Origin of the sequence: Clostridium sp. B9 (genome assembly GCF_050509515.1) — a bacterium.
Taxonomy (GTDB): Bacteria; Bacillota; Clostridia; order Clostridiales; family Clostridiaceae; genus Sarcina.
Genome location: NZ_JBNWKA010000003.1, coordinates 678,880 through 704,343, shown reverse-complemented (window position 1 = coordinate 704,343; position 25,464 = coordinate 678,880). Strand labels below are relative to the sequence as shown.

The following is a 25,464-nucleotide window of genomic DNA, read 5'->3' as shown; positions in this document are numbered from 1 at the left end:
CCTCTTAGGCTCTCTTATTGTTTTTAACTTCTTTTTCTTCTTAAATTAACTGCTAATAAAGCAACTATTGCTACTACTATTACAGCTAAATATCCTAATATACTACCGTCTCCTGTATGAGGAATAATAGTATCAATAACTTTTTCCACTGTGCTAATTTGTTTCTTAGCATTTTCTACTGTTACATTTACTATTTTCTTTTGGTTAAAGTTAATAGTAAATTTAGTTGGTGCATTATTTAAAACATACCCTTCTAAGGCCTTTGTTTCAACAAAGCTATATTCTCCTGGAACTAATCCATTAACACTTATTTCTCCATTTTTATTTGTAACTAATCCTTCTTTTACTATTTCTCCTTTTGAGTTTAGTAAATTGAATGTTACTCCTTCTAATGGATTCTTAGTTGATGAATCTATCTTAGTAAGAAGTACTCCTCCTAGTTCTTTAGTATTAGTCATAGTAACCTCAGCTGGTTCCTGTTGATTTAACTCTATAGTTACATTAACTGGTGTTCTATCTAGAACATATCCATCTAAAGTTTTTGTTTCTATAAAACTATACTCTCCTGGTAATAACCCTTCTACTTTGATTTGTCCATTTTCATCTGTTACTAATCCTTCTTGAACTAAAGTTCCCTTAGAATTAACAAGATTAAATGTTACTCCTTTTAGTGGCTTTTTGCTTTGTGCATCAACTTTTGTTAATATAGCCACTCCTGTTTTTTCTGAGTTAGTTGCATTTACTTGAACTAGCTCTTCCTGATTAAACTGTACTGTAAACTTAATCGGAGTTTTATCTAATTCATATCCTGCTGGCGCTTTAGTTTCCACAAAAGCATAATCCCCAGGATTTAATCCTTCAACTTTAATCTGTCCATTTTCATCTGTTACTAAGTTTTCTTTAACTATTTTAGTTAAATCAGCTTGTCCATCAACTACTTGAACAACATTAAAACTTGCTCCCTTAAGAGTTTTTCCAGTCTGTTTATCAGTTTTAACAAGTATTGCTCCACCTGTTTTCTCTGCATTTTCCATTGAAACTTGTACTGGAGCATCTTGGCTAAATGTTATAGTTGCTTTAACTGGATTTGTATCTTTAACATATCCCTCTAAAGCTTCAACTTCTACGAAATTATAATCCCCTGGATGTAGGTTTTCCACAACAATCTTACCATCTTTGTCAGTAACTAATCCTTCCTTAACTATGTTTCCTTTAGAATCAAGTAAGTTGAATTTAACTCCTTCTAGAGGCTTTTTAGTTAAGCTATCAGTTTTAGTTAATATTACTGAACCTGGTACTTGATCGTTTAATGCTTCAACCTCAGTTGGTTGTTTCTGATTAAATGCTATGTTGAAGGCTATTGGATTGCTATCTAACTTATAACCATCTGGTGCTATTGTTTCTACAAAAGCATAATCACCTGGTTTTAATCCACCTACTGTGATTTTTCCATTATTATCAGTAACTAATCCTTCTTTAACAACTTGCTTTAAGTCAGCTTTTCCGTTCTCCATTTTAACTAAGTTAAATACTGCTCCTTGAATAACAATATTCTTATCTGAAGCATCCTTCTTAGTTAAGATTACAGAACCTGCTATCTCAGCATTTTTCGCCTCAACTTTTGCTAGGCTTTGTTGGTTAAAATCTACTGTGAATTTTATTGGAGTTGTATCTAGAACATATCCTTCTGGCGCTTTAGTTTCCACAAAGGCATATTCTCCTGGTACTAATCCATTAACTGTTATTTGTCCATTTTTATCAGTAGTTTTTACTAATTCTTGTCCAGCAACTTGAACAATAGAACTTAAATCCACTTCTCCATTTACTACTTTAACAACCTTAAATGTAGCTCCCTCTAATACTTTTCCTGTATCTAAGTCACTCTTAGTAAGAACTGCTCCCCCTGTTTTCTCTGCATTTTCAGCATTAACAGTTATAGGTTTTGCTTGATTGAAATCTACAGTAAATGTATAAGGTTTTTGATTTAAAACATATCCTTCTGGAGCCTTTGTTTCTACAAATGCATAATCTCCTGGATTTAATCCATCAACTATTATTTGTCCATTTTCATTAGTTATTAATCCTGTTTTTACTGGATTTTCTAAATCTGCTTTTCCAGAAACCATTTTAACTACTTCAAAAACAGCATCTTTAACAAACTTTCCATTGTTACTATCCTTCTTTATTAAGATAGCTCCACCTTGCTTTTGTGCATTAATAACCTGAATCTCTTTTGGCTCACTTTGATTGAAATCAACAGTAGCCTTAACTGGAGTTTTATCTATTACATATCCAGCTAACTCTTTAGTTTCAACAAAACTATAATCTCCTGGGATTAATCCGTTCACCTTAATTTGGCCATTCTTATCTGTTTCTAAATTCTCTCTTATTGTATTGCCCTTTGAATCTAATAAGTTAAACTTAACACCTTCAAGAGCTTTTTTTGTTAATCCATCAAGCTTAGTTAGGACTAGAGCTCCCGTTTTCTCATTGTTTTTCATAGAAACTTTAGTCGGTCCTTGTGGATTAAACTCTACTTTAGCTTTAACTTTATCAGTTGACTTAATATATCCTGGTAAAGCTTCTACCTCTTCAAAGCTGTAATCTCCTGGAGCTAAGTTATTAACTGTTATAGTTCCATTTTGATCTGTAACTAATGGCTCTTTATTTACTACATTTCCTTTTGAATCAAGTAAATCAAACTTAACTCCTGCTAAAGGACTATTAGTTTGAGCATCTGTCTTTGTTAATATTATAGATCCTTCTCTTTGATTATTAACAAGTGTTGCTTTTGCACTTTCTTTTTGATTAAATCCTATAGTAAATTTAACTGGAGTTTCATTTAACTCATATCCCTTTGGTGCAGAAGTTTCTACAAATGCATACTCTCCTGGCACAAGGTTTGAAGCAATAAGTGTACCTGTAACCCCTGTAGTAAGATTACTTTGAACTACTTGCTCAAAATTCACTTCTCCATTTATAACTTTTACTATTTTAACCACTGCTCCTGGCACATTAAGTCCTGTATTTCCATCCTTTTTAGTAAGAACTACAGAACCTCTAATCTCTTTATTTGAAGCATTTACCTTGCATAATTCTTGTTGATTGAAATCAACAGTAAAGTTAATTGGAGTTTTGTCTAATTCATATCCTTCTGGTGCAGAAGTTTCCACAAATGCATATTCTCCTGGAAGTAATCCCTCTACCTTTATCTGTCCATCCTCATCAGTAGTTTTTATTAAATCTTTTCCTTGGACTTGAACAGTGTTATTCAAATCCACTTCTCCATTTACTACTTTAACAACCTTAAATGTAGCTCCTTTTAATACTTTTCCTGTATCAGAATCAGTTTTAGTAAGGATTGCTCCTCCAGTTTTTTCTGAGTTAGTTGTACTAACCCTAACTGGTTCTTGCTGATTAAAGCTAATAGTAAATTTAACTGGAGTTTGATCTAATTCATATCCATCTGGTGCATTAGTTTCTATGAAAGCATATTCTCCTGGAGTTAATCCATCAACAGATATCTGTCCACTAATATCTGTTACTTTTTCTAAATCTACTCCATTTACTTGAACAGCATTATTTAAATTAGCTTGCCCATCTACCACCTTAACAACATTGAATGTAGCTCCTGGCACAACATTCTTAGTTTGCTTATCAGTTTTAGTAAGAATTGCTCCACCTGCTTTTTCATCATTAGTCATAACAACTGTTTTAGGAGTTTTTTGATTAAATACTACTTCTCCCATAACAGGTGTACTATCAAGCACATATCCATCTGGAGTATATGTTTCAATGAACTTATAAGTATCTGGAAGTAAATTATCTACAGTGATTTTTCCATTTTCATCTGTTTCTAATCCCTCACCTACTAAAACTCCTTTAGAGTTAATTAAATTAAACTTAGCACCCTTTATAGCTTTCTTAGTTAATGAATCAGTTTTCTCTAAAATAAGAGTTCCTGTCTCTTCATTATTTAAGGCATTAACCTTTACTAACTCTTTTTGATTAAAATCAATAGTAAATTTTAAAGGTGTGCTATCTAATTCATATCCTTCTGGTGCATATGTTTCTATGAAAGCATATTTTCCTGGAGTTAATCCATCAACTGTGATTTGTCCACTATCATTTGTTATTAAACCTTTTTGGATAACATTAGTGAAATCTTCTTTTCCATCATTCATAGTAACTTGTACTAAGTTGAATTTTGCTCCACTTACAATATCACTTGTTTGAGCATCATTCTTAGTAAGAATAACTCCACCTGTCTTCTGTGAATTTTCCATTGAAACTTCAGTTGGAGCTTTTTGATTAAATGTAACATCAGCTTCCACTGGTGTGTTATTTAAGTCATACCCTTCTTTAGCTTCAATTTCCACGAATTCATACTTACCTGGTTTTAAGTTTTCAACAGTAATTTTACCTTTGGCATTTGTTATTAAAGGTTGTGTATTAACAGCTTTATTTGTAGCCTTATCTACTAAGTTAAACTTAACTCCTTCTATAGGCTTTTTAGTTAAACTATCTATTTTAGTTAAAACTACTGAACCTGGTATTTGTTCATTTAAAGCTTCTACCTCTACTGCCTTTTGTTGATTTAACTCAATTGTGAAAGGAATTGGAGTCTTATCTAACTTGTACCCATCAGCTGCACTCGTTTCTACAAAAGCATATGTTCCTGGCTTTAATCCACCTACTGATATTTGACCTTTTTCATTTGTCACTAATCCCTCTTGAACTAAATCACCTAATTTAGTTTCTCCACTAACTTCTGTAGCCTTATAGACACTAAAAGTAGCTCCTTGAATAACCTTGCTTGTCATTAAAGCATCTTTCTTAGTTAATATTACAGATCCTGCAGTTTCAGCATTTGTTACATTAACAGTCACTACTTTACTTGGATTAAAGTCTACTGTGAATCTATGAGGAGTTATATCTAAGTCATATCCATCCGGTGCATCTGTTTCTATAAATGCATAATTCCCTGGAAGTAAGTTGTCTATATAGATTTCACCCTTTGAATTTGTTACTAGTTTTTCAGCTATTAAATTCTCTGAATTTCCTACATATTGAACAACTTTAAATGTAGCTCCTGCTAAAACTTTTCCTGTTTCTAAATCTGTTTTAACAAGTAAAGCCTCTCCTCTTTTTTCTTCATTAGTAGCTTTTACTAATATAGGTTTAGCTTGATTAAAATCTACTGTAAAATCAAATTCAGTTTTTTCTCCTATATCATACCCATCTGCTGCTTTAGTCTCTATGAAAGCATATTTTCCTGGATTTAAATCACTAACAGATATTTGTCCATTCTTATCAGTTTTTAACCCTGATTTAATTGGATTTTCTAAGTCTGCTTTTCCATTTATAACATTAACAAGATTAAATGTTGCATTTTCTATAACTTTTCCATTATTGCTATCTGTTTTTTGTAATATAGCTCCTCCAGTTTTTTCAGTATTGTATGCATCTACTTTTACAGGTTCATCTGAAGGGTTAAAGTTTATAACAACTTTAATTTTTTCTTTGTTTAAATTATATCCTGGTAAAGCTTCTTGCTCCTCAAAATAATAAGTTCCTGGATTTAATCCATCTACTTTTATTTGTCCATTTATATCTGTTTCAAGCTTTGATTTAATAATCTTTCCAGATTCATCTAACAAATTAAACTTAACACCTTTTAAGGCTTCTTTTGTTAAATCATCTTTCTTTGTTAACAAAGCTGAACCTTTTTTCTTAGTATTTGAAAATTCAACAGTTGCATTGCTTTGAGGATTAAATTCTATGTTAAATATCTTAACTTCTTTGCTTAATTCATATCCTGTTGGTGCAGCTGTTTCTATGAAGGCATATTGTCCTGGTAAAAGATTAGTAGCAGTTAGTGTTCCTGTTACCCCTACTTTTAAACCTTCTTGAACAATTTGCTCTGGTTCTAAAACTTTTCCATTCTCTGCCTTAACTATTTTAAACTCTGCTCCTGGTATTGTTAATCCAGTATCTGAATCAACCTTAGTTAATTCAACTGCTCCTCTTATTTCACTATTTGAAACCTTAACTGTAGGTATATTCGCTTCCTGTTGGTTAAAATCTATAGTGAATGGATATGCCTTATTCTTATCAAAGCTATATCCCTTTGGTGCAGCAGTTTCCATAAATGCATAGTTTCCTGGAATTAATCCTGAAACAGTTAACTTTCCATTCTCATCAGTTGTTCCTATTAACTCCTTACCGTTCACTTTAACTATACTTTCAGGCTGAACTTTTCCATCAATAACATTAACAACTTTAAATGTAGCTCCACTTAGAACTTTTCCTGTATCTGCATCAGTTTTTAGGAGTGATGCCTTACCAGTCCTTTCTTTGTTTGTCACATTAACTGGTACTGGAGTATTATCATTTGAATCTACCTTTACTGCTTTAGTTGGCTTTTTGTCTAAAACATATCCATCTAAAGTACTTACTTCAACAAAGCTATATTCACCTGAATCTAATGCATAAACTTTAATCTCTCCATTGGCATCTGTAACTAAATTTCCATTCTTATCAATACTACTAGCATCAGCGTGTCCACTTAAATCCACTTTATTGCCTTTGCCATCTAATAATTTGAATGTTACTCCTTTTAATGGTCTATTTGTGCCTTCACTTGTTTTAGTTAAAACTATATTTCCTACTGGAATTTTCTTGTTTGTTGCACTCACATTAACCTTATCCTTTTGGTTAAACACAACTGTGAAAGGATATAAACTTCCTTTGTTACCTATTGTATAACCTTCTGGAGCCTCAGTTTCTAAAAATGCATATTCACCTGGAGCTAATCCATCTACAGTTATTTTTCCTTCTGAATTTGTTACTAATCCTGCTTTAATAACCTTTCCAGCTTTTAGGGTTCCATCTGCTTCTTTTATTGTTTGAACAACGCTAAATGTTGCTCCTGCTAAAGCATTATTATTAGCTTCATCAGTTTTTGTAAGAATTGCTCCACCTGTTTTTTCCTTATTAGTCATAGTAAATTCTACTGGAGTAGAATTGTTTGAATCCACTGCTTTTTCTTCAGTAGCCTTTGTATCTAAAACATATCCATCTATAGTGGCAGTTTCTTTAAAAGAATAATTTCCAGACTCTAACTTTGTAACAGTTATTTGGCCCTTTGAATCAGTCTTTAATCCTGACTTAACTACAACTCCGTCCTTTAAAAGATTAAAAGTTACACCCTCTAACTTTTTACCATTAGCCTCATCAGTCTTTGTTAATACAACAGTTCCAACTGGTATTTTCTTATTACTTACATTTACAGTTTCATATGTACTTTGATTTCCATCATTAACTACATCAAATTTATATATGTTGCTCTCAGAATCACCAATTATTTCGTATTTCTCTGGTGCTTTAGTTTCAACAAAAGCATATTTCCCAGGTTTTAATGAATGGACAATTATCTCTCCATTCTTATCAGTTACAAGATTTGTTTGAACTGGATTTTTAAAATCTGGCTGTCCATCAAGTATGCTTACAACATTAAAAATAGCTCCTTCTAGCTTAATATTTGAATTAGCTAAATCACTCTTTATAAGCTTTGCTGAAATTTCCTTCTCATTAGTTGCATTAACTGTAACTGAAGGATTTGCTTCGCTTACTGTAAAGAATATAGGATTGCTATTTAAAACATATCCTGTTGGTGCTTTAGTCTCTATAAATGCATATTGTCCAAATGGTAATTCACCATAACTTATTTCACCATTTTTATCTGTAGTTAACCCACTTTTTATAACTTGATTCTTATCTACGACATTATTGTTTGCTCTTACGATTTCAAACTCTGCCCCTGATAAAAACTCCTTTGAATTTTCACTATCAGATTTTATAAGTTTTACTTCTCCAAGTTCTTGAGCAAAATTGGTGTTATTCCACTTGTCCCAGTTGAAGAAGAAGTTATGCATTTCCATTCCACCATATTGATTGAAATTCTTAGCTATAAGTTGTCCATTTATAGAACCTCCATCAGCATTAACTGTAGCATTTGGTGCTATAACACTTCCTATAACTCCTTTATGGTTTACAGCTACTGTTTCAGCATTAGGGAACACCCATATAAGTTTTTTAGCAAGCATATGTAAAGTAGCATTCTCTGGTTTACCAGTATCAACGCTTCCATTATAAACATCACCTGGATTTATAGCCTCTCCATCATAGCAAATTGATTGTTGATCAAAAGTTATATTTTTAGCTTTTGAATAAATAACAACAAAATCTGCTGTTCCAGCTTCCTTTGGAAGATATATAGGTCCAAAATCATCATCATTTTCACTTAATCCAGATGATACAAGTATGTTATTATGTGTCTCATCATAACCTAACCCTAAATAATTTGCCCATGAAGCAGATTCTTTTATAGGCTTATTGGTTTTCAATGTAGCTGCTTGACTTATAAACTTATCAGTTTGAGCTTTAAATACTTGGAATTGATTCATTATCTCACTATGAGACTTTGTAATTGGCGTCTGTCCAGCTCTATTTATAAGTTTCATAGTGTTCCCATTTGGATCACTTTGTTCGTTACTTATAACAACTGGGCCAGCTTCTATAGTTAATTCCTTCGTATTAGCACCTTTGCTTAAAGTACCTCCAAGTAATAAAGATGGCATCCCATTACTTTCGTAATTAAATCCCATGTACTTACCCATCTTATTCCCTGCTGCACATACTGAATATCCATACCCAGCACTATTTGGCGCAATCAAATTTCCTTGAATAGCCAAGGCTCCTTCAGAGTCGGCTCTTCCTGATGTTTGATTTCCAAAAATAACAGCATTGTAATGTTCTATATTGCCTAAGCTAGTTAGTTCACTCTCTGGTGTATAAGCAAAAACATTACTTATAGGCAATGCCTCCCAAGTAACCATTGTAAGTGTAAGAAATAGTACTAGAGCTTTTCTCAACTTATATTTAGTTTTTTGTTTCAAATATTTTCCCCCTTCTACTTAATAATCACATATATGTAAACACCAAGTATATACAGTTCTATATATCTAGACAAGTATATATTCGATGGAATTTACTGCTTTTAAATTATGTTTCTTATTTAATCATAGAAGAAAAAAAGTTAAAAAACGCAAATTAAAGATTTTATAAAATCTTTAATTTGCGTTTTGATTATAAGTTATGCAATTCTCATTGTCAAAAGATTGTATTTTATAAAAATTATACACAAATGAATATAAAATCACTTCTAATTATAAACTATCAATAAATACAATCAAATTTTATCAATTAGTCAATTATACTTCTAATATAAGTAGAAAAAAAGTAAATTTAAAAATTCTGTAATAAAAATACATATCTTATACGCAATTATTTGTTTAAAAGAAAGTATAATTTAATTAAAAATTTCACTTACAATACTTGTTACTCTTTTCAAATCATCTTTAGTCATTTTTGTATCACTTGGTAAGCATAATCCCCTATTAAATATATCCTCACTAACACTTATTCCATGGTCATTATGATTAAAAAATTCAAACTTTTTATAAAAGGGCTGCATATGCATTGGTTTCCAAACTGGACGTGCCTCAATATTTTCACTTTCTAATCTTTTTATTATATCTATAGGCTTTATTTTTGATGCTTCATCAATAGTAATTACACTTAACCAATAATTTGGCTCTCCATAATTGCATACTGGTGCCATTTCAATCTCTTTAATATTTTTAAAGCTTTCTTTATAGTGATTAAAAATATTTCTTTTATTCTCTATTCTTTTATCAAGCACTCTTAGCTGACCTCTACCTATTCCAGCTACTATATTGCTCATTCTATAATTATATCCAAGCTCTTTATGCTCATAATGTCTTTCATTCTCTCTAGATTGCGTACACCAAAACCTTGTCTTTTCTATCATATCCAAGTTATTAGAAACTAACATTCCACCACCTGATGTAGTTATTATCTTATTACCATTAAATGAATATATGCCATATTCTCCTATAGTACCACTCATTTTCCCTTTATAAGTAGCACCTAAAGACTCAGCTGCATCCTCTATTATGGGTACATTATAGCTATCACATATTTCTTTTATCTTGTCCATATCTGCACTTTGCCCATATAAATTCACAACAATTACCGCTTTCGGAAAATCGCCATTTTCTTCACACTCTTTAAAAGCCTTTTCTAAAGCAATAGAGGACATATTATAACTATATGGCTCTGAATCTATAAAAACAGGAATTCCCTTTTCATATATAATAGGATTACAGCTTGCTGCAAATGTTAGGCTTGAACAAAAAACCTTATCTCCTTCTGTTACTCCCACACATTTAAGAGCCATGTGTATTGCTGCCGTTCCAGACACCATAGCAGATGCTCCACTTACGCCGACATATTCTGCTAATTCACTTTCAAAAGAAGTAACATTCGGACCTAAAGGCGCAATCCAATTACTTTCAAAGGCTGCCTTTACAAACTCTTCCTCTAAACCTCCCATATGAGGTGATGATAAATATATCTTATTTTTTCCCACAATAAGTCCCCCTACCAAACCATAACTATAAAGTAAATTTAAATATAAATTTTAAATATTAAGAAACTATAGAATCAGTATATGCTACTTCATCTAATGTATTTTCTTTTTTTATATCCTCGTCTCTCTTATATGTTTTAACTATAAACTGTAATGCTGTTTTTAGCATTTCATCGTCTCCTAACTTAGATATATCTAATAAAGCTGTTATACCTAGCTTTAGTCTATCTAAATCATATTCCCCAGGCTTGCCTATAAATATTTTTTTATGCCTTGTTTCCTTTAGTCCTTCTTCGTCCATAAGAAGTTCTTCATAAAGCTTTTCACCTGGTCTTAGTCCTGTAACTTTTATATCTATATCTACATTGGGTTCAAATCCTGATAACTTTATTAACTCACTTGCTAAATCATATATTTTAACTGGCTTTCCCATATCAAGTACAAAGATTTCTCCTCCATTGGCATATACTCCTGCCTGCAACACAAGTTGAGCTGCCTCTGGTATTAACATAAAATATCTTGTTATTTCTTTATGTGTTAATGTTATAGGTCCACCCTCTGCTATTTGCTTTTTAAATAATGGAATTACTGACCCATTACTTCCAAGTACATTTCCAAATCTAACAGCTGCAAACTCGGTGCTACACTCTTTATTTATGGCCTGTACTATCATTTCACAAAGCCTTTTTGAAGCCCCCATTACATTTGTTGGGTTTACAGCTTTATCTGTAGAAATTAAAACAAACCTTTCCACCCCATGTCTTCTAGAGCATTCTGCTACATTTAAAGTTCCTAAAACATTGTTTTTTATTGCCTCTCCTGGACTATCTTCCATTAAAGGTACATGTTTATGTGCTGCTGCATGAAAAACTACTTGTGGATTATATATAGAGAATATATTATTAATTCTTTTCTCATCTCTCACTGATGCAATTAAAACTTTCATATTTAATTCAGGAAATTTTCTTTTTAATTCATTTTCTAATTCATAAGCATTATTTTCATAAATATCTAGTATTAAAAGTAATTTAGGTGAAAATCTTGAAATCTGCCTACATAACTCTGATCCAATTGATCCTCCCCCTCCAGTTACTAATATTATTTTATCTTCTATATATTTTTTTATTTCATTTTTATCTAACTCAACCTGTTCTCGTCCTAAAAGATCTCTTAAATCAACATCCCTCATCTTACTTAAACTTACTTTTCCATCTATTAATTCATACATTCCTGGGATTATTTTTATTTTCCTTTTAGTTGCTTGACATATATCTATAATCTTCTTTTTTTCTTCTGCACTTACAGAAGGCATTGCTATTAATATTAAATCAATGTTGTAAAGTTCTGATATTTCTTCAATTTTACTTCTATCACCTAAAACTTTTACTCCACTTAAGTATGTTCCAACCTTATTTAGGTTATCATCTATAAAACCAACAATTTTTTGCTTATTGTTAGGTTTATCTCTTATTTCATCTAATATAAGATGTCCACAAGCTCCAGCTCCTACGATTAGCACACTCTCTAGTTCTTCATTCTTATTACTTCTTATTAATAACTCCCCATATATAGCCATTCTTCTGTAAATTCTAAATGATATCCTTAATGCAACAACACCAATAGTTATGAAAAAACCAGCCAATATTATAACTATGTACGGTATCCTATCTGGTATTAATGTCATTACTATAAAATTTATTGTTGTTGATATAAAGCATGCTAAAAAACCATATACAACTTCATCTATTCCAGCAATTTTCCATATACTTTTATACATCTTAAAAAGTGATAAGGATACTAAATAAATAAAAACTATAAAAGGTAAAAATACAAAAAAAGCATTTTGATACCCCTTAGGAATATTGGTATCAAACCTTATAAAAAATGATAAAAGATAAGATAAAATTATAATTAGTGTATCAACTACTAACAAGAGCATTGATTTTATCTTTTTTTCTTTACCCATAACTCCCCTCCATTTTATACTATATTAACCATTTATAGTTAATTAATGTAATTATATCATCATTGTTTTTCCCTTTAAAGAATAGATTTTATGCTTAATTCGACACTTTTAGAAGCGTAAAAACATAATTATTCTTCACAATTCGTTAAACTTAATACTTTATATTTTTTTTATTAATAGTAAATTTTCTTTCTTTTTTTTTTGTTAATATTAACTCTCTATATTTTTTCATAAAAATATATTATTTTTATTTCTATTATTATAGAATTGAAAACATTAAAATATTTTTTTACTTTTTTATACATATTAATCAAATTTATATTTTAAACTTATATACATTTTTTTAAGATTATATAACTTAATTCAATAAAAATAATTTATTAAATTTTAAAATAAAGAATAAAAAAATAAAGCTAAACTTAATTAGTTTAGCTTTTAAAATAAAACTTTACTATTTTATTTTTAATCTCTTTTTCATAATAAGAGAAACTCTTACTCCTCTGAATGCAACATAGGCTGCACTTATCAATAGTATTCCCCCTATTGTTACTCCCCATGAATTTCCTTCAAATAATTTATATAATGTTATGGCAGCTACTACAAAGCTTATAGCTGTTCTAAAATATGCTAAATCAGTTCTTTCCTTTGCTAGGACTGTTCTATCAACTGCTAACTTATCCCTTAAACTCATATCATCTGTTATTTCTTCATAAGCTCTATAATTCTCTAATTCTTTGCCTATCATAAAAAATCCTCCTAAAATACTTTTCATAATAGCCTAATAATATAAATTTTCTATCTTTGTTTTAAATTAAACCCTAAACTTACTACAACTTTGCAGTTCTATCTAAAATCAATATGATTTTAAAACAATGGCTATTCTAAAATTATGTGAAATGTTATAACTAAAATAATTATAACACTTATTCTTTTTATTAACTTTTGTAAATTAGTATAATCTTAATATGAAAAACTTATATTTAATATCACTAATAAGCTATATCATGAACTTTATCAATTAATATATAAAAGTAGCTTTTAATAATACCTAAAAATATTACTAAGATTCCATTATTAGAGTAAAAATAAAAATCATTAAGTATATTAATAAACTTAATGATTTTATAACTTAAAAGTCATTTGAAACTTTGTCCAACTCTCTTGCATAATTACTTTTTAATTCATCCTCTATAGCCTTATTTTCTTCTGCTAACCTATACCATCCATAAATAATTTTATTTACAATTAATGCTATACCTATTCCAATAGCTATAAATGCTATTCTCATAGGAATAGACTCACTAGGATTAAATAAAATCATAGCTGCACCTAATGCATTCATTGTTATAAAGATAATTTTTATTTTATATTCATTTACAAATGTATATACATAACTTAATAATAATAATACTAATGTACTATATTCTGGTGGGAAAATGTATCCAAATAATACTATAAATATAACTGATCCTATTAATGTTCCAAAAAATCTTTCCTTTACTCTTGTTTTAGTCTCCTCATAATGAGGTTGTGTTATTGACATAGCAGTAAGGCTTATCCACATTGACTTTTCTACTCCCATTATACTCCCTAAAAACATAGCTAAGGAAACCGAAATTGCCATTCTTAACGAAAAGTTAAACTGTAGACTATTCTTATCAATACTTTTTATCATACCTGATATATTCATGTGATCTGAATCGTCTTTTTTTCTATGACTAATATAATAAACTAATGAAATTAATATTCCACCAACTAACAGTGCCATTAACCTAACTGGTAATTCACTCCAAGTAATAGGTGTTCCTTCAATAAAAACATAACAAAGCATAAATGGTAAATATGCCTTGGTTTCAGTTTTATTTGTCACTAAATATGAAATAATAAATATACTTACGAAATTTACTACTAGTCCTAAAAATGGATTTATTGAACTTATCTGAGTAGAAATACCCATAAAAACAAAAGTTCCTATAGTAGTTAAAATAGCCTCATTTAATTTTAAACTCAAATGAACACCAACAAACATTAACATTGCTGTTATTACACATACACCAATAAGATTATTTGCACTTCCAAATACTTTTGTATATAAAGTAACAAATGCAACCACAGCTATTATTAATATTAAATTGCTTATAAGTAATTTACCTGTAATTTTCTTTCCTTTCATTATTTTCCCTCTTTTCATATAATTCTTCAGTGAAGAATTATATCATAATGAAAAGTATCTGGAAAATTTATAAAAACACATTTTTTCGTAAAAATATAAATTTTTCTTATTTAAACAATAAAATTCTTATTAGATACTTATGCTATCCTCTTTTACAAATCATTTACTAGTGTTATAATATTTTTCTGTATGCTAAACATAAAATAATTATAAAAATTCTAGCATACTTTTTAGTTTTATATAAATCTTATCTAAGATTATTCATCATGCTTAACAATACATCTCCAAATACATGAAGCTTTTCGCTTTCAATTCCATCTATAGCTAAATCAACGATTTCAACATTCACTCTAGAAAAGTCTTCCATCTTTATTTTTGCTTTTTCAGTTAAAGTAACCAAGTACGATCTTTTATCCTCTTCATTTTCAATCTTCTCTAAATATCCCTTAGCAACTAACCTGCTTATTATTCCAGATATAGTAGGCTTATCCATATCTAATCGTGAAGCAATTAATACAGGCGTTAGTTCTTCTTGTTTATCTAATGAAAGGTGCAATTCAATATCTCTTAAAATAGTAAATTGAGCTGCTGTTATTCCTTCCTTTTCAAGTTCTTTATTCATTCTATTTTTTAATAATTTTGAGCATAAATTTACGGCATAAGATAAATTTTCTTTATTATTTTTATCTTTTGCAACTCTTCTTGTTATATCTAAAATTTTCTCCTGACCCTGCTCGCTTTTTTTCATACAATCCCCCCAAATTTATAACTTATATTAATAATTCTCACATTTTAAAATTAAAGTCAATATTACTTTGGTTAAATTCCATTCATTTCACAGTCTATTAATTAAAATTTAAGGCTCTGTTTTAAACTAGTGTTAATTTTAGATAGAACTATAAGATTCTATTAATAAACAATTTAGAGTTTCATTGTCTATTATTTTGGAACAGACAATGAAACCCTTACAAAATTAAGTTGAATCTAAAGACTATCTAAAATCAAAATTCACTTAAAACAAAGCCTAATTAATCTTTATTTCTAGCCATAAAAATAAGGATGTATTAACAATCATTAATAAAACTTATAAATATATTCCGAGAATTACTGGATTTCACTAAGAATTTATAGCAATTACTCCGAAGGTTTTACTAAAGCGAAAAACTCCCTTCGGTCAAACAGTTTCGCTTATTAACGTAAAACCTTCTACGTAATAGCTTAAATTCTAAAGTTCATCCAGATATTCTCTTCATACTATTTATAAGTTTTATATATGAGTTTTAATACATCCAAACTTTTTCTAATTCTTTTTGAAGTTTATTATTGCTTTAAACAAATCTCCATCTACATCTACTTTAAAGCTTCCACCTTGAAGTTCAATGAAGCTCTTAACTATTGCAAGTCCTAGCCCTGAGCCTTCTGTATTACGAGATTTATCTCCTCTTACAAATCTATCTGAAATTTCATTCACATTAAATGTAATCTCATCTGCTGATATATTCTTTATTGTAATCTCAACATCAGTTTCACTATCATTAAGATCCACATATACTCTTGAGTTTGGCATAGCATATTTAACTACATTTACTATTAGATTTTCAAACACTCTGTAAGTTCTTTGACTATCTAGTGGTAATATTACTTTATGATCTGGTAAGTTTAATCTTACATCTAATCCTGCTTCACTTATCTTATCATCTAGTTCTACTATAGCTTGCTTCATAAGATATGAGATATCAACATTCATTATATTTAAGCTTACATTTCCACTTGTAGCCTTACTTACCTCAAATAAATCTTCTATTAAGAATTTCAATCTTTGAGATTTCTTATCTAAAGTCTCTAAATATGCTCTTCTCTTATCTTCGTCCTGTTCATCTTTTAATAAATCAACATAAGCTATTATTGAAGTTAAAGGAGTCTTTAAATCATGAGAAACATTTGATATAAGCTCTGTCTTCATTCTTTGACTCTTAACCTCTTCATCAACAGCATTCTTAAAGCCTCTTTGTATATCATTTAATTCTTCTGCCAAAGGATTGAAGAATCCATAATCATCTTTTTTATCTTTTTTAACCTCTTCTAAATTTCCATCAGCTATACTTTTAGTTTTTTCTAATACTTTATTATAATCTTTTTTCCATTTGTTAATATACTTTCTTCCAAAGTAGAACAGTAATGCTGAGTAAACAAATACTCCTAATATTCCAAAGAACCATACTGAACAAAGCAACGATACTATAACAAAGTTTATTCCTATAAGTATTAGAAGGAATTTATCACTCTTCTTATTTAAATCTATACTCTTAACATATCTAGCAAACTTTTTAATTCTAGCGAATATTACTTCTTTAAACTTATAAATCAATACATGCTTATTCAAGTAATTTTTAAATCCTGTATTGAACATATATTTAATATAAACTAATTCAAAGAATAAGAAGCCATATATAGCAAACCAAAATGCTAGATTTATAATATAAACTAAGCTATTTAGGTAAGAAACATTTGTTCCCAAGAAATTCTGTTGAAATACTCCTTCTATTGTTGGAGCTATAATCATATATCCACTGCTTACTATTATCGGTACATAGAAGAATACACCTAACAAATTAATTTCTAATGGAATCTTTCTAAATTTATTAAATCCTAATATATTTCTTGAATATTTAAATGGTATTATTAATCCAAGTAAGAATGTTATTGCTAAACCTATTGATATAAAACCCGGACTAATCATATTTATTATATTATCATCTCTATTAATGTCATTATAATAAATGCTATCCTCATACTTTAGTACCTTTGGCACAGCATACACATATGTCATATTCTTTACTGGCTTAATTTCATACTCATTATAAATATTTCTATAAGCTGAAAATTCATTTGAATAATGGATTAGCTCTTGTCTAACTCTAAAATCATCTTCTCCATAAGTATCCCCTATAGTAAGCTTTCCTCTATCATCAAACCTCATAACAACATAGAATCTAAAATACTCTTTTGCTCTACTTACATCACCTGCTGCAGGATTTTTAGCTAAAGTCTCAAGTAACCAAGCTTGATCTGTATTGGTAGTAAATACTGTATCACTAGCCGAATTCATAGCATATACATTTAAATTTCCTAAAGTATTTAAACTATCAATTTTATCTTTAACATAGCTATTTAAAGTATTTTCATCCTCTTTCATAATATCATCATAATTTGATTCCTCTTTACTGTAGTGATTCTGTGTTAATGTAAAGAATTCTGTTGCTGGATTTATGACTTTCCCTTCATTATGTGCTTGTTTTTCAATCATATCAAAGTATATTCCATAAGTAGTTCCATATATCTCATCTCTTAAATTACCATTATTGAACATACTGTAATTTTCTTTTGCATATTCATTGGCATTTTTTTCTATTAATGGGTAAGTGGAAACCAATCCTACTGATAGTATACTTAATAATGTAGCTATTATTAAAGTAATAGTCCAATTAACCTTATGTGTTTTATTTTCCATACTACTCTCTTTCTTAACTTTTTCATTCTTTATTTTTTTCTTATTAAACTCATTTTCTAGAGGCATTTCATTATTATTTTCTACAGTTTCTTCAAGCACTTCTTCAAATTTATCCTCTTCTCTATAATCATCATAATTCTCTGTAAACTCTAAATTTTTATCCTCTTTTTTCTTTTTATTGCTTCTCCATCTTATAGCCAACGCCCCACACCACCTTTAAATATTTTGGATTCTTTGGATCTATCTCTATCTTTTCTCTTATATTTCTAACATGGACCATTACAGTGTCTGTGTTTACTGCATTTTCATTCCATACTCTTTCATAAATTTCTTCTGCTGAAAAAACTCTTCCTGGACTTTTCATTAATAATTGAAGTATCTTAAATTCTATTGGAGTTATCTTTATTCCTTCTCCATCTAAGGTAACTTCTTTTCTGTCAAGATTTAATTCTAATCCTCCTATTGTATAAGAATTAGTTTTAACATCATCTCTCTTAACCATTTTCAAATATTTTGAATATCTTCTTATCTGAGAATTTACTCTTGCTAAAAGCTCTAAAGCATTAAACGGCTTTGTAACATAATCATCAGCCCCTATATTTAGCCCTAAAATCTTATCCATATCTTCTGACTTTGCAGATAGCATTATTATAGGAAACTCGTGATTTTCTCTTATTTTCATAACCATTGTAGCTCCATCCATCTTAGGCATCATTATATCTGCTATAGCTAAATGAATGTCTTCTCTCTCAACAATTTCTAGCCCTTCTATTCCATTACTTCCTTTAAAAACATTATATCCTTGATTTTTTAAATATATCTCAATAGCATCTGCTATCTCTTTCTCATCTTCAACAACTAAAATATTATACTTTTCCATATTCCAACTACTCCCTCTTCTATTACTATATTTTTATTAAACTACTTTACTTATATATCTTAACCTATCATTTTCAACTTTTAAGCAATAATCAGTTAAAATTTCATCCAATAATTTCAATATAATAATATCACAGAAAGCTTTTAAGCTGTTAAGAACAAAGCCTTTCTTTTACTTCTTCCTTATATTCTTTAAAGTTTGTTAAAACTTCTTTATCAATTTTTCCAAAAACATCTGCTGAAAACTTTATATTTGTAAAAGGAAGTGGAATACCATAATTATCCCATCTTTTTGTAAGTCTTATCTTTTTAGAATGTTCAACCTTAATTCCTACAAAAGGCTTTTCTGAATCCTTAGCCAAAGAGAATGCTATCTTCTTAGGTTCATGTAACGGACCAATTGGTCCATCTAATGCTAGTACTACTACTGACTCTTCTCTACTTTTATCTCTTAATTCTTTTAAAAAACTCTTCATCTTTACTCCATCAGGCATTCTTAAAGCATGTGCTCCATATGAATTTAACATATACTCTATATATTCCCCTCTTTCATCTGCTGTAACAACTACATTTACATCTATATCTTTATGTTTTTTCACCTTGTAATACTTATTTAGCTTTTTAAGAAGAAGATTCATTGAATAACTATCTCCATGCCAAAACCCTAATATACAGTTATCCATTATTTCATCATCTATCTCATAAAAATTCTCAAAGCTTACTGTACTTGTTTTCAATACTAACTCCAAATAAGCTCTATAAGCTCTTTTAACAACAGCCTTCACTTTATTTTCCTCCACCTATATTTTAAATATTACCCTCGTAGATTCACTCTTTTTAAAATTGTCGATAAGTTCATATAATTGCTATATCCACCATATATCTCTTTACACCTTAGCTTAACCTTTTTTCTATGAATTGCATTCTTATAAAATACTTCCGCCATTTTAGCAACATTTGAACTCATATATCTTAGTGCAGTTTTATAAGAATTCTCTTCTAAACTTTTCTTAAGATTATCATCATTTAATACTTCTTCTATTTTTGCAGCCCACGTAGAAGTATTTTCATATGTCATAAATCCATTTTCTCCATTTTCTAAAACTTCTACTACTCCACTTGCTCTTACCGCTATTACTGGTGTTTTGGCAGCCATAGCTTCTAGTAAAACTATTCCTTGAGTCTCTGATTTTGATGCGAAAAGAAATAAATCTGATGCTCTATAATAATTTGATATTAATTTATTATCTATATTATTTAAGAAAACTATATTGTCCTCTAAATCTAATTCTACTATTAATTTTTCAACCTCTTCTCTATAGGGCCCTTCCCCTATAACCATAAGTCTAAAATTGTTTCCTATTCTATCTTTAAGCTCTTTTAATCCATTTACTAAGAAATCAAAATTCTTTTCCTTAGTTATTCTTGCAACTGTACAAAATAAATATTCTTTATCTCCTTTATATGTACTTCTTATTTCTTCTACTACTTCAGTATTTTCATTGAAATATGAACCCTCTAATCCCGTTGGCACAACTTCAATATCTGACTTTACCCCTTTATCTTCAAGGTAATCCTTTATAAGTTTAGTAGGTGCAAAAACTAAATCACAACTATTTGAAAATAACTTTATATATCCTGGAACCATACTCTCTTTTGTGTATTCTAGTATTTTTCCTTCAGCCTTTCTTAAAGGGTTATTTTCTTTAGCCTGTCTTTTCTCTAACTTTTCATATGCCTTTATCTTATGAAGGTATTGCTCATATCTAGTGTGATAAGTAAAAACTAGCGGTATATCATATTTCTTACTTAAATATTGAGCTGTGTTTCCTACAAGCATTGGATGATGAACATGTATTAAGTCTATTTCTAAATCTCTAAAGTTTTTTTCTATTTCCGAATCAAACATATTTGGGATAATCATTTCCCCATTTAAACTTTTATTCTTAAGTGATCTATATCTTATAACATTTTCGCTATAATCTTCATTTTCTCCATGTAAGTTTTCATCATAACTTGGTGCAAATATATATACATCATGACCTAACTCCCTTAATCCTTTAGATAATCTTTCTATAGATATTGGAACACCTCCTACAAAAGGCTTATAGTTATTTGTAAACATAGCTATCTTCACTTCATTTATCTCCTTTCTTAAATATTTTTATAATTAACTCTATCCTAGAAACTTTAGTACGCTTTCTCCTAAGAAATACCCTGATGAAATTAAAACTCCGTTCCATATAAAAATTCCCAAAGCTGAATAAGCACTATACTTTATAAAATCCAATTTTAATACTCCTGCTGGTATTGCTATTACAGTTCTAGCCATTGGAATTAACTTGCTTATTAATATTCCCATATATCCTTTTTCTCTTAAGTAATCTATTTTCTTATTTATAAAATCTTCGTGACTTGGAAATTTCTTAAGATATTTTTTAAGAATTAAATCTCCTCCAAATCTTCCTATACAGTAAAGTATCCAGCTCCCTATAAGTCCCGCTATTACTGAAACAATAAGTGCTGTCATAAAGTTCATTTCACTTTTAGCTATGAATACCCCTGCTGCTGGCATTATTATTCCTGCTGGAAACCCTGGTAAATTCATATATTCTAAAAGAATTATTAAGAATAAAAATAATAATCCATACTCTGCAAAATAATTTGTTATTGCTGCGAAATCCATTTTTAACTCTCCTAAACCAAATAAATTTTTATCTAAGTTGATACCAAATTTTCAACTTTTTCTTCCGCTCATTTGCTATACTCTTATAATAAAGGCTAAAAATAAAGAAACTCCTCAGATAAATCTAAAGATTTTCTAAAGAGTTTCTAAATTAATTTTTAGTTTTATTTGTTTTAAGTAATCAATTAGTTAATATAACCAATACAAAAAGAACTCCTCTAAAGAGGAGTTCACGTATAAAGTATATATAAAATTAAATATCCATGCTATTTTAATATTCTTTCACTTATAAATTCAACTTCATAGCTATCCACTACTCCATCAAGGTTTAAGTCGCTATTTATACTTAACTCATTGTCAGCATTAACCTCACCTTGATATTTAGAAACTAGAGCTAAATCTCCAAGATTTATAATACCATCATTATTAACATCACCAGTAGTTTCAGTTATAATTAGGCTTCTAAATTTCTCTATAGCAGACTGCAAATCATCAATAGCTCCTTGTACAACCTCTGCCTCAACAGCTTCATCATTATAAACTCTTTCTGCCTCTGTAGTAGAAGTTGTTAATCCTTCTATAGCACCTAAATGATAGTTTCCATTTTCTACCCCTTCAACAGCACCGTCAACTAAAGTTTTAGCTTCATCGATGACTTCTTTTAAGCTTTCTTTTAAAGCATCACCTTCATTACCTTGAACTTCTCCAAATACTTTTAATTCGAAGAAAGATACCCAAGTGCCGCTATTTGGTAGTGTATGACTTTCAAATCTAACATACCTAACATTTGATTCATCTAAATCAACTAATGACTCTTTAGTAGTTTCTATATTGCCATCATTGTCGTAAACAGTCTTCCAGTTAGTTCCGTCTTCTGAAACTTTTAATCTGAATCCATAACCTGCAGTTTGCTCCCAATCAATCTTAACACCTTCAACCTTGTGGTTTTCACCTAAGTCTACTTGCCACCACTGATTAGCGCTTGCAGTACCTGCACACCATCTAGTTGAATCATCTCCATCATTTCCTTTTTCAGGGACCTCTTCCATATGAAGCTTCTGAAGTACTAGCTATAGCTGGCTTCCCTTCTGCAACATTTTGAGATACAACTTTAATATTAGATACTATATCTTCTAATACTACAGGACTACCATTTTTGAATAATACTTCAATATCTGATAATACTATGTCACTAGTAGTTTTTCCCAATGATTCAAAGCTTAACTTAAATATTTCAACAGCATCATCAGTTAAAGTAGTTCCCTCTTTAGCTTGTAGTTTTATTGAAACTTTACCGGGCTCAACTTCTACTAATTCGGCAACTTCTAACTTTTCATTTACAGTCATATTTATAGCATCTTCTAATTTAGCTATACTTAATGATTCAGAATCATAAGTTAAAGTAGCATTTAATCCATTCATACCAACTAATCCTGAAAGATTTAATGCATAGTCAAATCCTTTTCCAGCCTCAACTATAGATTCCCACTCAATACTTGCAGTAACATTTCCTCTTGGTGGCTCTTCCCCATTGATTATCTTTCTAACTACAGTTTCTAACTCAGCCTTAGCATCGTTAACCTCCACAGCAAAATCAACACCATCACCACTATAATGTCCTTTTTGTAATTCCTCAAGTATCTTATCTATCTCTAATGACCACTCACTATGGTGCTCATCGATGTATCTCATCTTTTCATTATCTTGGATACCTTCAACTAATCTTTCAAATCTTATAGAGCTTCTTTCTGGATAAACCATGAAACAATCTCCAGACTCAAATAATACATGGTCTGTTGTCTCTAATGGATTTTCTACCCATGAATCATATGCCCATCTTAAGAATCCATCAGCATCTATCTTAGCGGCATACCATCCAAGCCAAGCAGCCTCTGAAGGAAGTGATCTTTTAGTAAATGTATTAGGATATAATCCAGTACAAACATAGTAAGTTGTATTATGTCCTAATTCTTTTCTATGATCTATTATCTCTTCAAAGCTATCATTTACGTGATGGATTGCCATAGACATATCATCAACATTATCAACTAAATCACCTACACCAGCATAGTTCATAGCTCCTGAAACCTTTAATGGAGTTCCCTCTAAAATATCAAATACTGCCTCCATTGTATAAACTGGTCTTTCATCCATAGCTATATAAGTTATGTCTGTCCATCCTTTTTCTTCAACATGAACTACTAAATCATCAATAAATTGTCTCCAATATTCATTCCATTTTGCACTACCTGGCTCTAATCTTTCTTCTACTTCTCTTCCTAAACTCTCATCATAGTAGAATATTCTATTTTCCCAAGGAACCATAGTATAACAGTTTATTTGCTCATCAATACCAATTTCTAAGCAAAGCTCTACATATTTATCAAAGTTAGTAAAGTCAAACTCAAATGTTCCATCTGCTTTCTTAGTCCAGTCTACCATTGAACCATAAGCATCATAAGTTTGTCCATTCCATGGATCCTTAACTATAGTTGTAGTTATAACTTTTTGTCCTGCCTGTTGTAATCTCTCTAAGTGAGGTCTTAAAAGTTCCATATGCTCATTTGACCACTCTGGCACATCATAGTATCTAGCCACTGAGTATGGATTCTGCCATAAATCTAAGTGGAATGACCAATCATCTGGACTTGGCAAGGCTATATCTAAAACTTCTAAGTTAACATTAAATTCTAATGATTTTCCATCTGCTGCATTTGCTCTTATAGTTCCAGTGTAATTTCCTGCTATAGCAGTCTCTGGCACATTTACAGTAACCCAAACTGGTTGTACCCCATTATCAGTCATATCTACACTTTCAGCTATATCTATCATATCTGGCATCATAGCACCTTCTGCTAAAACATACTCCATAAAATTAAGTTCTATGTTTTCAGAATCTATAGTATTTCCATTTCCATCAACTAAATCTGATGCCTCTAAAGTTAATCCTGTTAAGGCTTCATCAGTAGTTAAAACTATTTCTGTAGATAATTTTTCATTTTTCCAAGCTGATGCCTGCCATGACTTATCTGTAACTTCATATCTTATTCCATAAAAGTCTTCCTGCATATAATGCTTGTCCTTAGAAGCAAATCCTCCCATTAATCCAGCTTCAATTTCAGCATCATCATAAATTATAACTGGATTCCAACTCGTATTATCCGCTGATATATTACCAGCTCCATTATTATTTACAGCGAAATAAATATAATCCCCCTCTTTTACACTTAATGATATCTCGTGGTCATAACCAGTAGAATCGTGTGACTCTATTTCTTGCCACTGACTATTAGCTGGCCAAACCTTATTATCATTGTGCTTGATTTGTACTTTAACGCCATCTCCTCCATTTAATTCTTTTTTAACGTTACCATTAATCATAACATTTCCATCTCTAGGTGCCCTAAAAGCTAATACAGCATCCTGTGTTGGACCTGGATGTATTGAAGCCGGTCTGTATATTCTACTCCATACATGTGAACCACTCCAAATTCCATTTGAAAAAGTCATATCGGAATAATCATTGTTAACGTTTTCCTTGTAATACCACCCATTCTCACCTTGATTCCCTGAAAATCCTCCTGAAAACTGAAATATCCCATTATCAGTTTTATTTTCCTTTGCATAAACCTCCATAGGACGTGAGCTTGTAACAAACATACTCACCCCTAACGTTCCAACTAAAATACTTGATAAAATTGATTTTAGTTTCAAATTTTATTCCCCCTCAAAC

Annotated in this window: 13 protein-coding genes; all 13 read right to left on the bottom strand. The window is 30.2% G+C overall.

What is annotated here, in order from left to right; genetic code table 11:
- Positions 1–23: 23 nt before the first annotated feature.
- Positions 24–8,960, bottom strand: a complete 8,937-nt coding sequence (locus tag ACQZHJ_RS03200) for a SpaA isopeptide-forming pilin-related protein (RefSeq protein ID WP_430484101.1) — start codon at positions 8,958–8,960, stop codon at positions 24–26.
- Positions 8,961–9,373: 413 nt separating this feature from the next.
- The gene (locus ACQZHJ_RS03195) at positions 9,374–10,516 is read right to left on the bottom strand and encodes a DegT/DnrJ/EryC1/StrS family aminotransferase (RefSeq protein ID WP_430484100.1); all 1,143 of its coding nucleotides are present in this window, start codon (positions 10,514–10,516) and stop codon (positions 9,374–9,376) included.
- A gap of 58 nt (positions 10,517–10,574) precedes the next feature.
- Positions 10,575–12,482 carry a polysaccharide biosynthesis protein gene (locus tag ACQZHJ_RS03190; RefSeq protein WP_430484099.1) on the bottom strand — a complete coding sequence of 636 codons (1,908 nt, stop codon included), beginning with the start codon at positions 12,480–12,482 and terminating at the stop codon, positions 10,575–10,577.
- Between the two features lie 451 nt (positions 12,483–12,933).
- Positions 12,934–13,227, bottom strand: a complete 294-nt coding sequence (locus ACQZHJ_RS03185) for a DUF202 domain-containing protein (RefSeq protein ID WP_430484098.1) — start codon at positions 13,225–13,227, stop codon at positions 12,934–12,936.
- A 384-nt stretch (positions 13,228–13,611) separates the two neighbouring features.
- Entirely contained in the window at positions 13,612–14,655 is a 1,044-nt protein-coding gene (locus ACQZHJ_RS03180) for an FUSC family protein (RefSeq protein WP_430484097.1), read from the bottom strand.
- Between the two features lie 247 nt (positions 14,656–14,902).
- The gene (locus ACQZHJ_RS03175; protein ID WP_430484096.1) at positions 14,903–15,403 is read right to left on the bottom strand and encodes a MarR family winged helix-turn-helix transcriptional regulator; all 501 of its coding nucleotides are present in this window, start codon (positions 15,401–15,403) and stop codon (positions 14,903–14,905) included.
- A 552-nt stretch (positions 15,404–15,955) separates the two neighbouring features.
- Positions 15,956–18,367: a histidine kinase dimerization/phospho-acceptor domain-containing protein gene (locus ACQZHJ_RS03170; RefSeq protein ID WP_430484095.1), complete on the bottom strand. Its 2,412-nt coding sequence runs from the start codon at positions 18,365–18,367 to the stop codon at positions 15,956–15,958.
- Positions 18,342–19,046 (bottom strand): response regulator transcription factor, encoded by a 705-nt coding sequence (locus ACQZHJ_RS03165; protein ID WP_430484094.1) that lies wholly within the window; start codon positions 19,044–19,046, stop codon positions 18,342–18,344. The genes ACQZHJ_RS03170 and ACQZHJ_RS03165 overlap by 26 nt, the downstream gene beginning before the upstream one ends.
- A gap of 151 nt (positions 19,047–19,197) precedes the next feature.
- Positions 19,198–19,830, bottom strand: a complete 633-nt coding sequence (locus tag ACQZHJ_RS03160; protein WP_430484093.1) for a hypothetical protein — start codon at positions 19,828–19,830, stop codon at positions 19,198–19,200.
- A gap of 29 nt (positions 19,831–19,859) precedes the next feature.
- Positions 19,860–21,182, bottom strand: coding sequence for a glycosyltransferase (locus ACQZHJ_RS03155; protein WP_430484092.1), 1,323 nt, complete (start codon positions 21,180–21,182; stop codon positions 19,860–19,862).
- A 39-nt stretch (positions 21,183–21,221) separates the two neighbouring features.
- The gene (locus tag ACQZHJ_RS03150) at positions 21,222–21,731 is read right to left on the bottom strand and encodes a DedA family protein (protein WP_430484091.1); all 510 of its coding nucleotides are present in this window, start codon (positions 21,729–21,731) and stop codon (positions 21,222–21,224) included.
- A 266-nt stretch (positions 21,732–21,997) separates the two neighbouring features.
- Positions 21,998–22,780, bottom strand: coding sequence for a discoidin domain-containing protein (locus tag ACQZHJ_RS03145; protein WP_430484090.1), 783 nt, complete (start codon positions 22,778–22,780; stop codon positions 21,998–22,000).
- Positions 22,764–25,445 (bottom strand): glycoside hydrolase domain-containing protein, encoded by a 2,682-nt coding sequence (locus tag ACQZHJ_RS03140; RefSeq protein WP_430484089.1) that lies wholly within the window; start codon positions 25,443–25,445, stop codon positions 22,764–22,766. Before ACQZHJ_RS03140 ends, ACQZHJ_RS03145 begins: the two co-directional genes overlap by 17 nt.
- Positions 25,446–25,464: the final 19 nt, after the last annotated feature.

Bases quoted from the DNA above. Each gene is read 5' to 3' on its own strand.
- ACQZHJ_RS03145 (WP_430484090.1), bottom strand. From the start codon at position 22,780: ATGGAAGAGGTCCCTGAAAAAGGAAATGATGGAGATGATTCAACTAGA.
- ACQZHJ_RS03150 (WP_430484091.1), bottom strand. From the start codon at position 21,731: ATGGATTTCGCAGCAATAACAAATTATTTTGCAGAGTATGGATTATTA.
- ACQZHJ_RS03175 (WP_430484096.1), bottom strand. From the start codon at position 15,403: ATGAAAAAAAGCGAGCAGGGTCAGGAGAAAATTTTAGATATAACAAGA.
- ACQZHJ_RS03180 (WP_430484097.1), bottom strand. From the start codon at position 14,655: ATGAAAGGAAAGAAAATTACAGGTAAATTACTTATAAGCAATTTAATA.
- ACQZHJ_RS03165 (WP_430484094.1), bottom strand. From the start codon at position 19,046: ATGGAAAAGTATAATATTTTAGTTGTTGAAGATGAGAAAGAGATAGCA.
- ACQZHJ_RS03185 (WP_430484098.1), bottom strand. From the start codon at position 13,227: ATGATAGGCAAAGAATTAGAGAATTATAGAGCTTATGAAGAAATAACA.
- ACQZHJ_RS03190 (WP_430484099.1), bottom strand. From the start codon at position 12,482: ATGGGTAAAGAAAAAAAGATAAAATCAATGCTCTTGTTAGTAGTTGAT.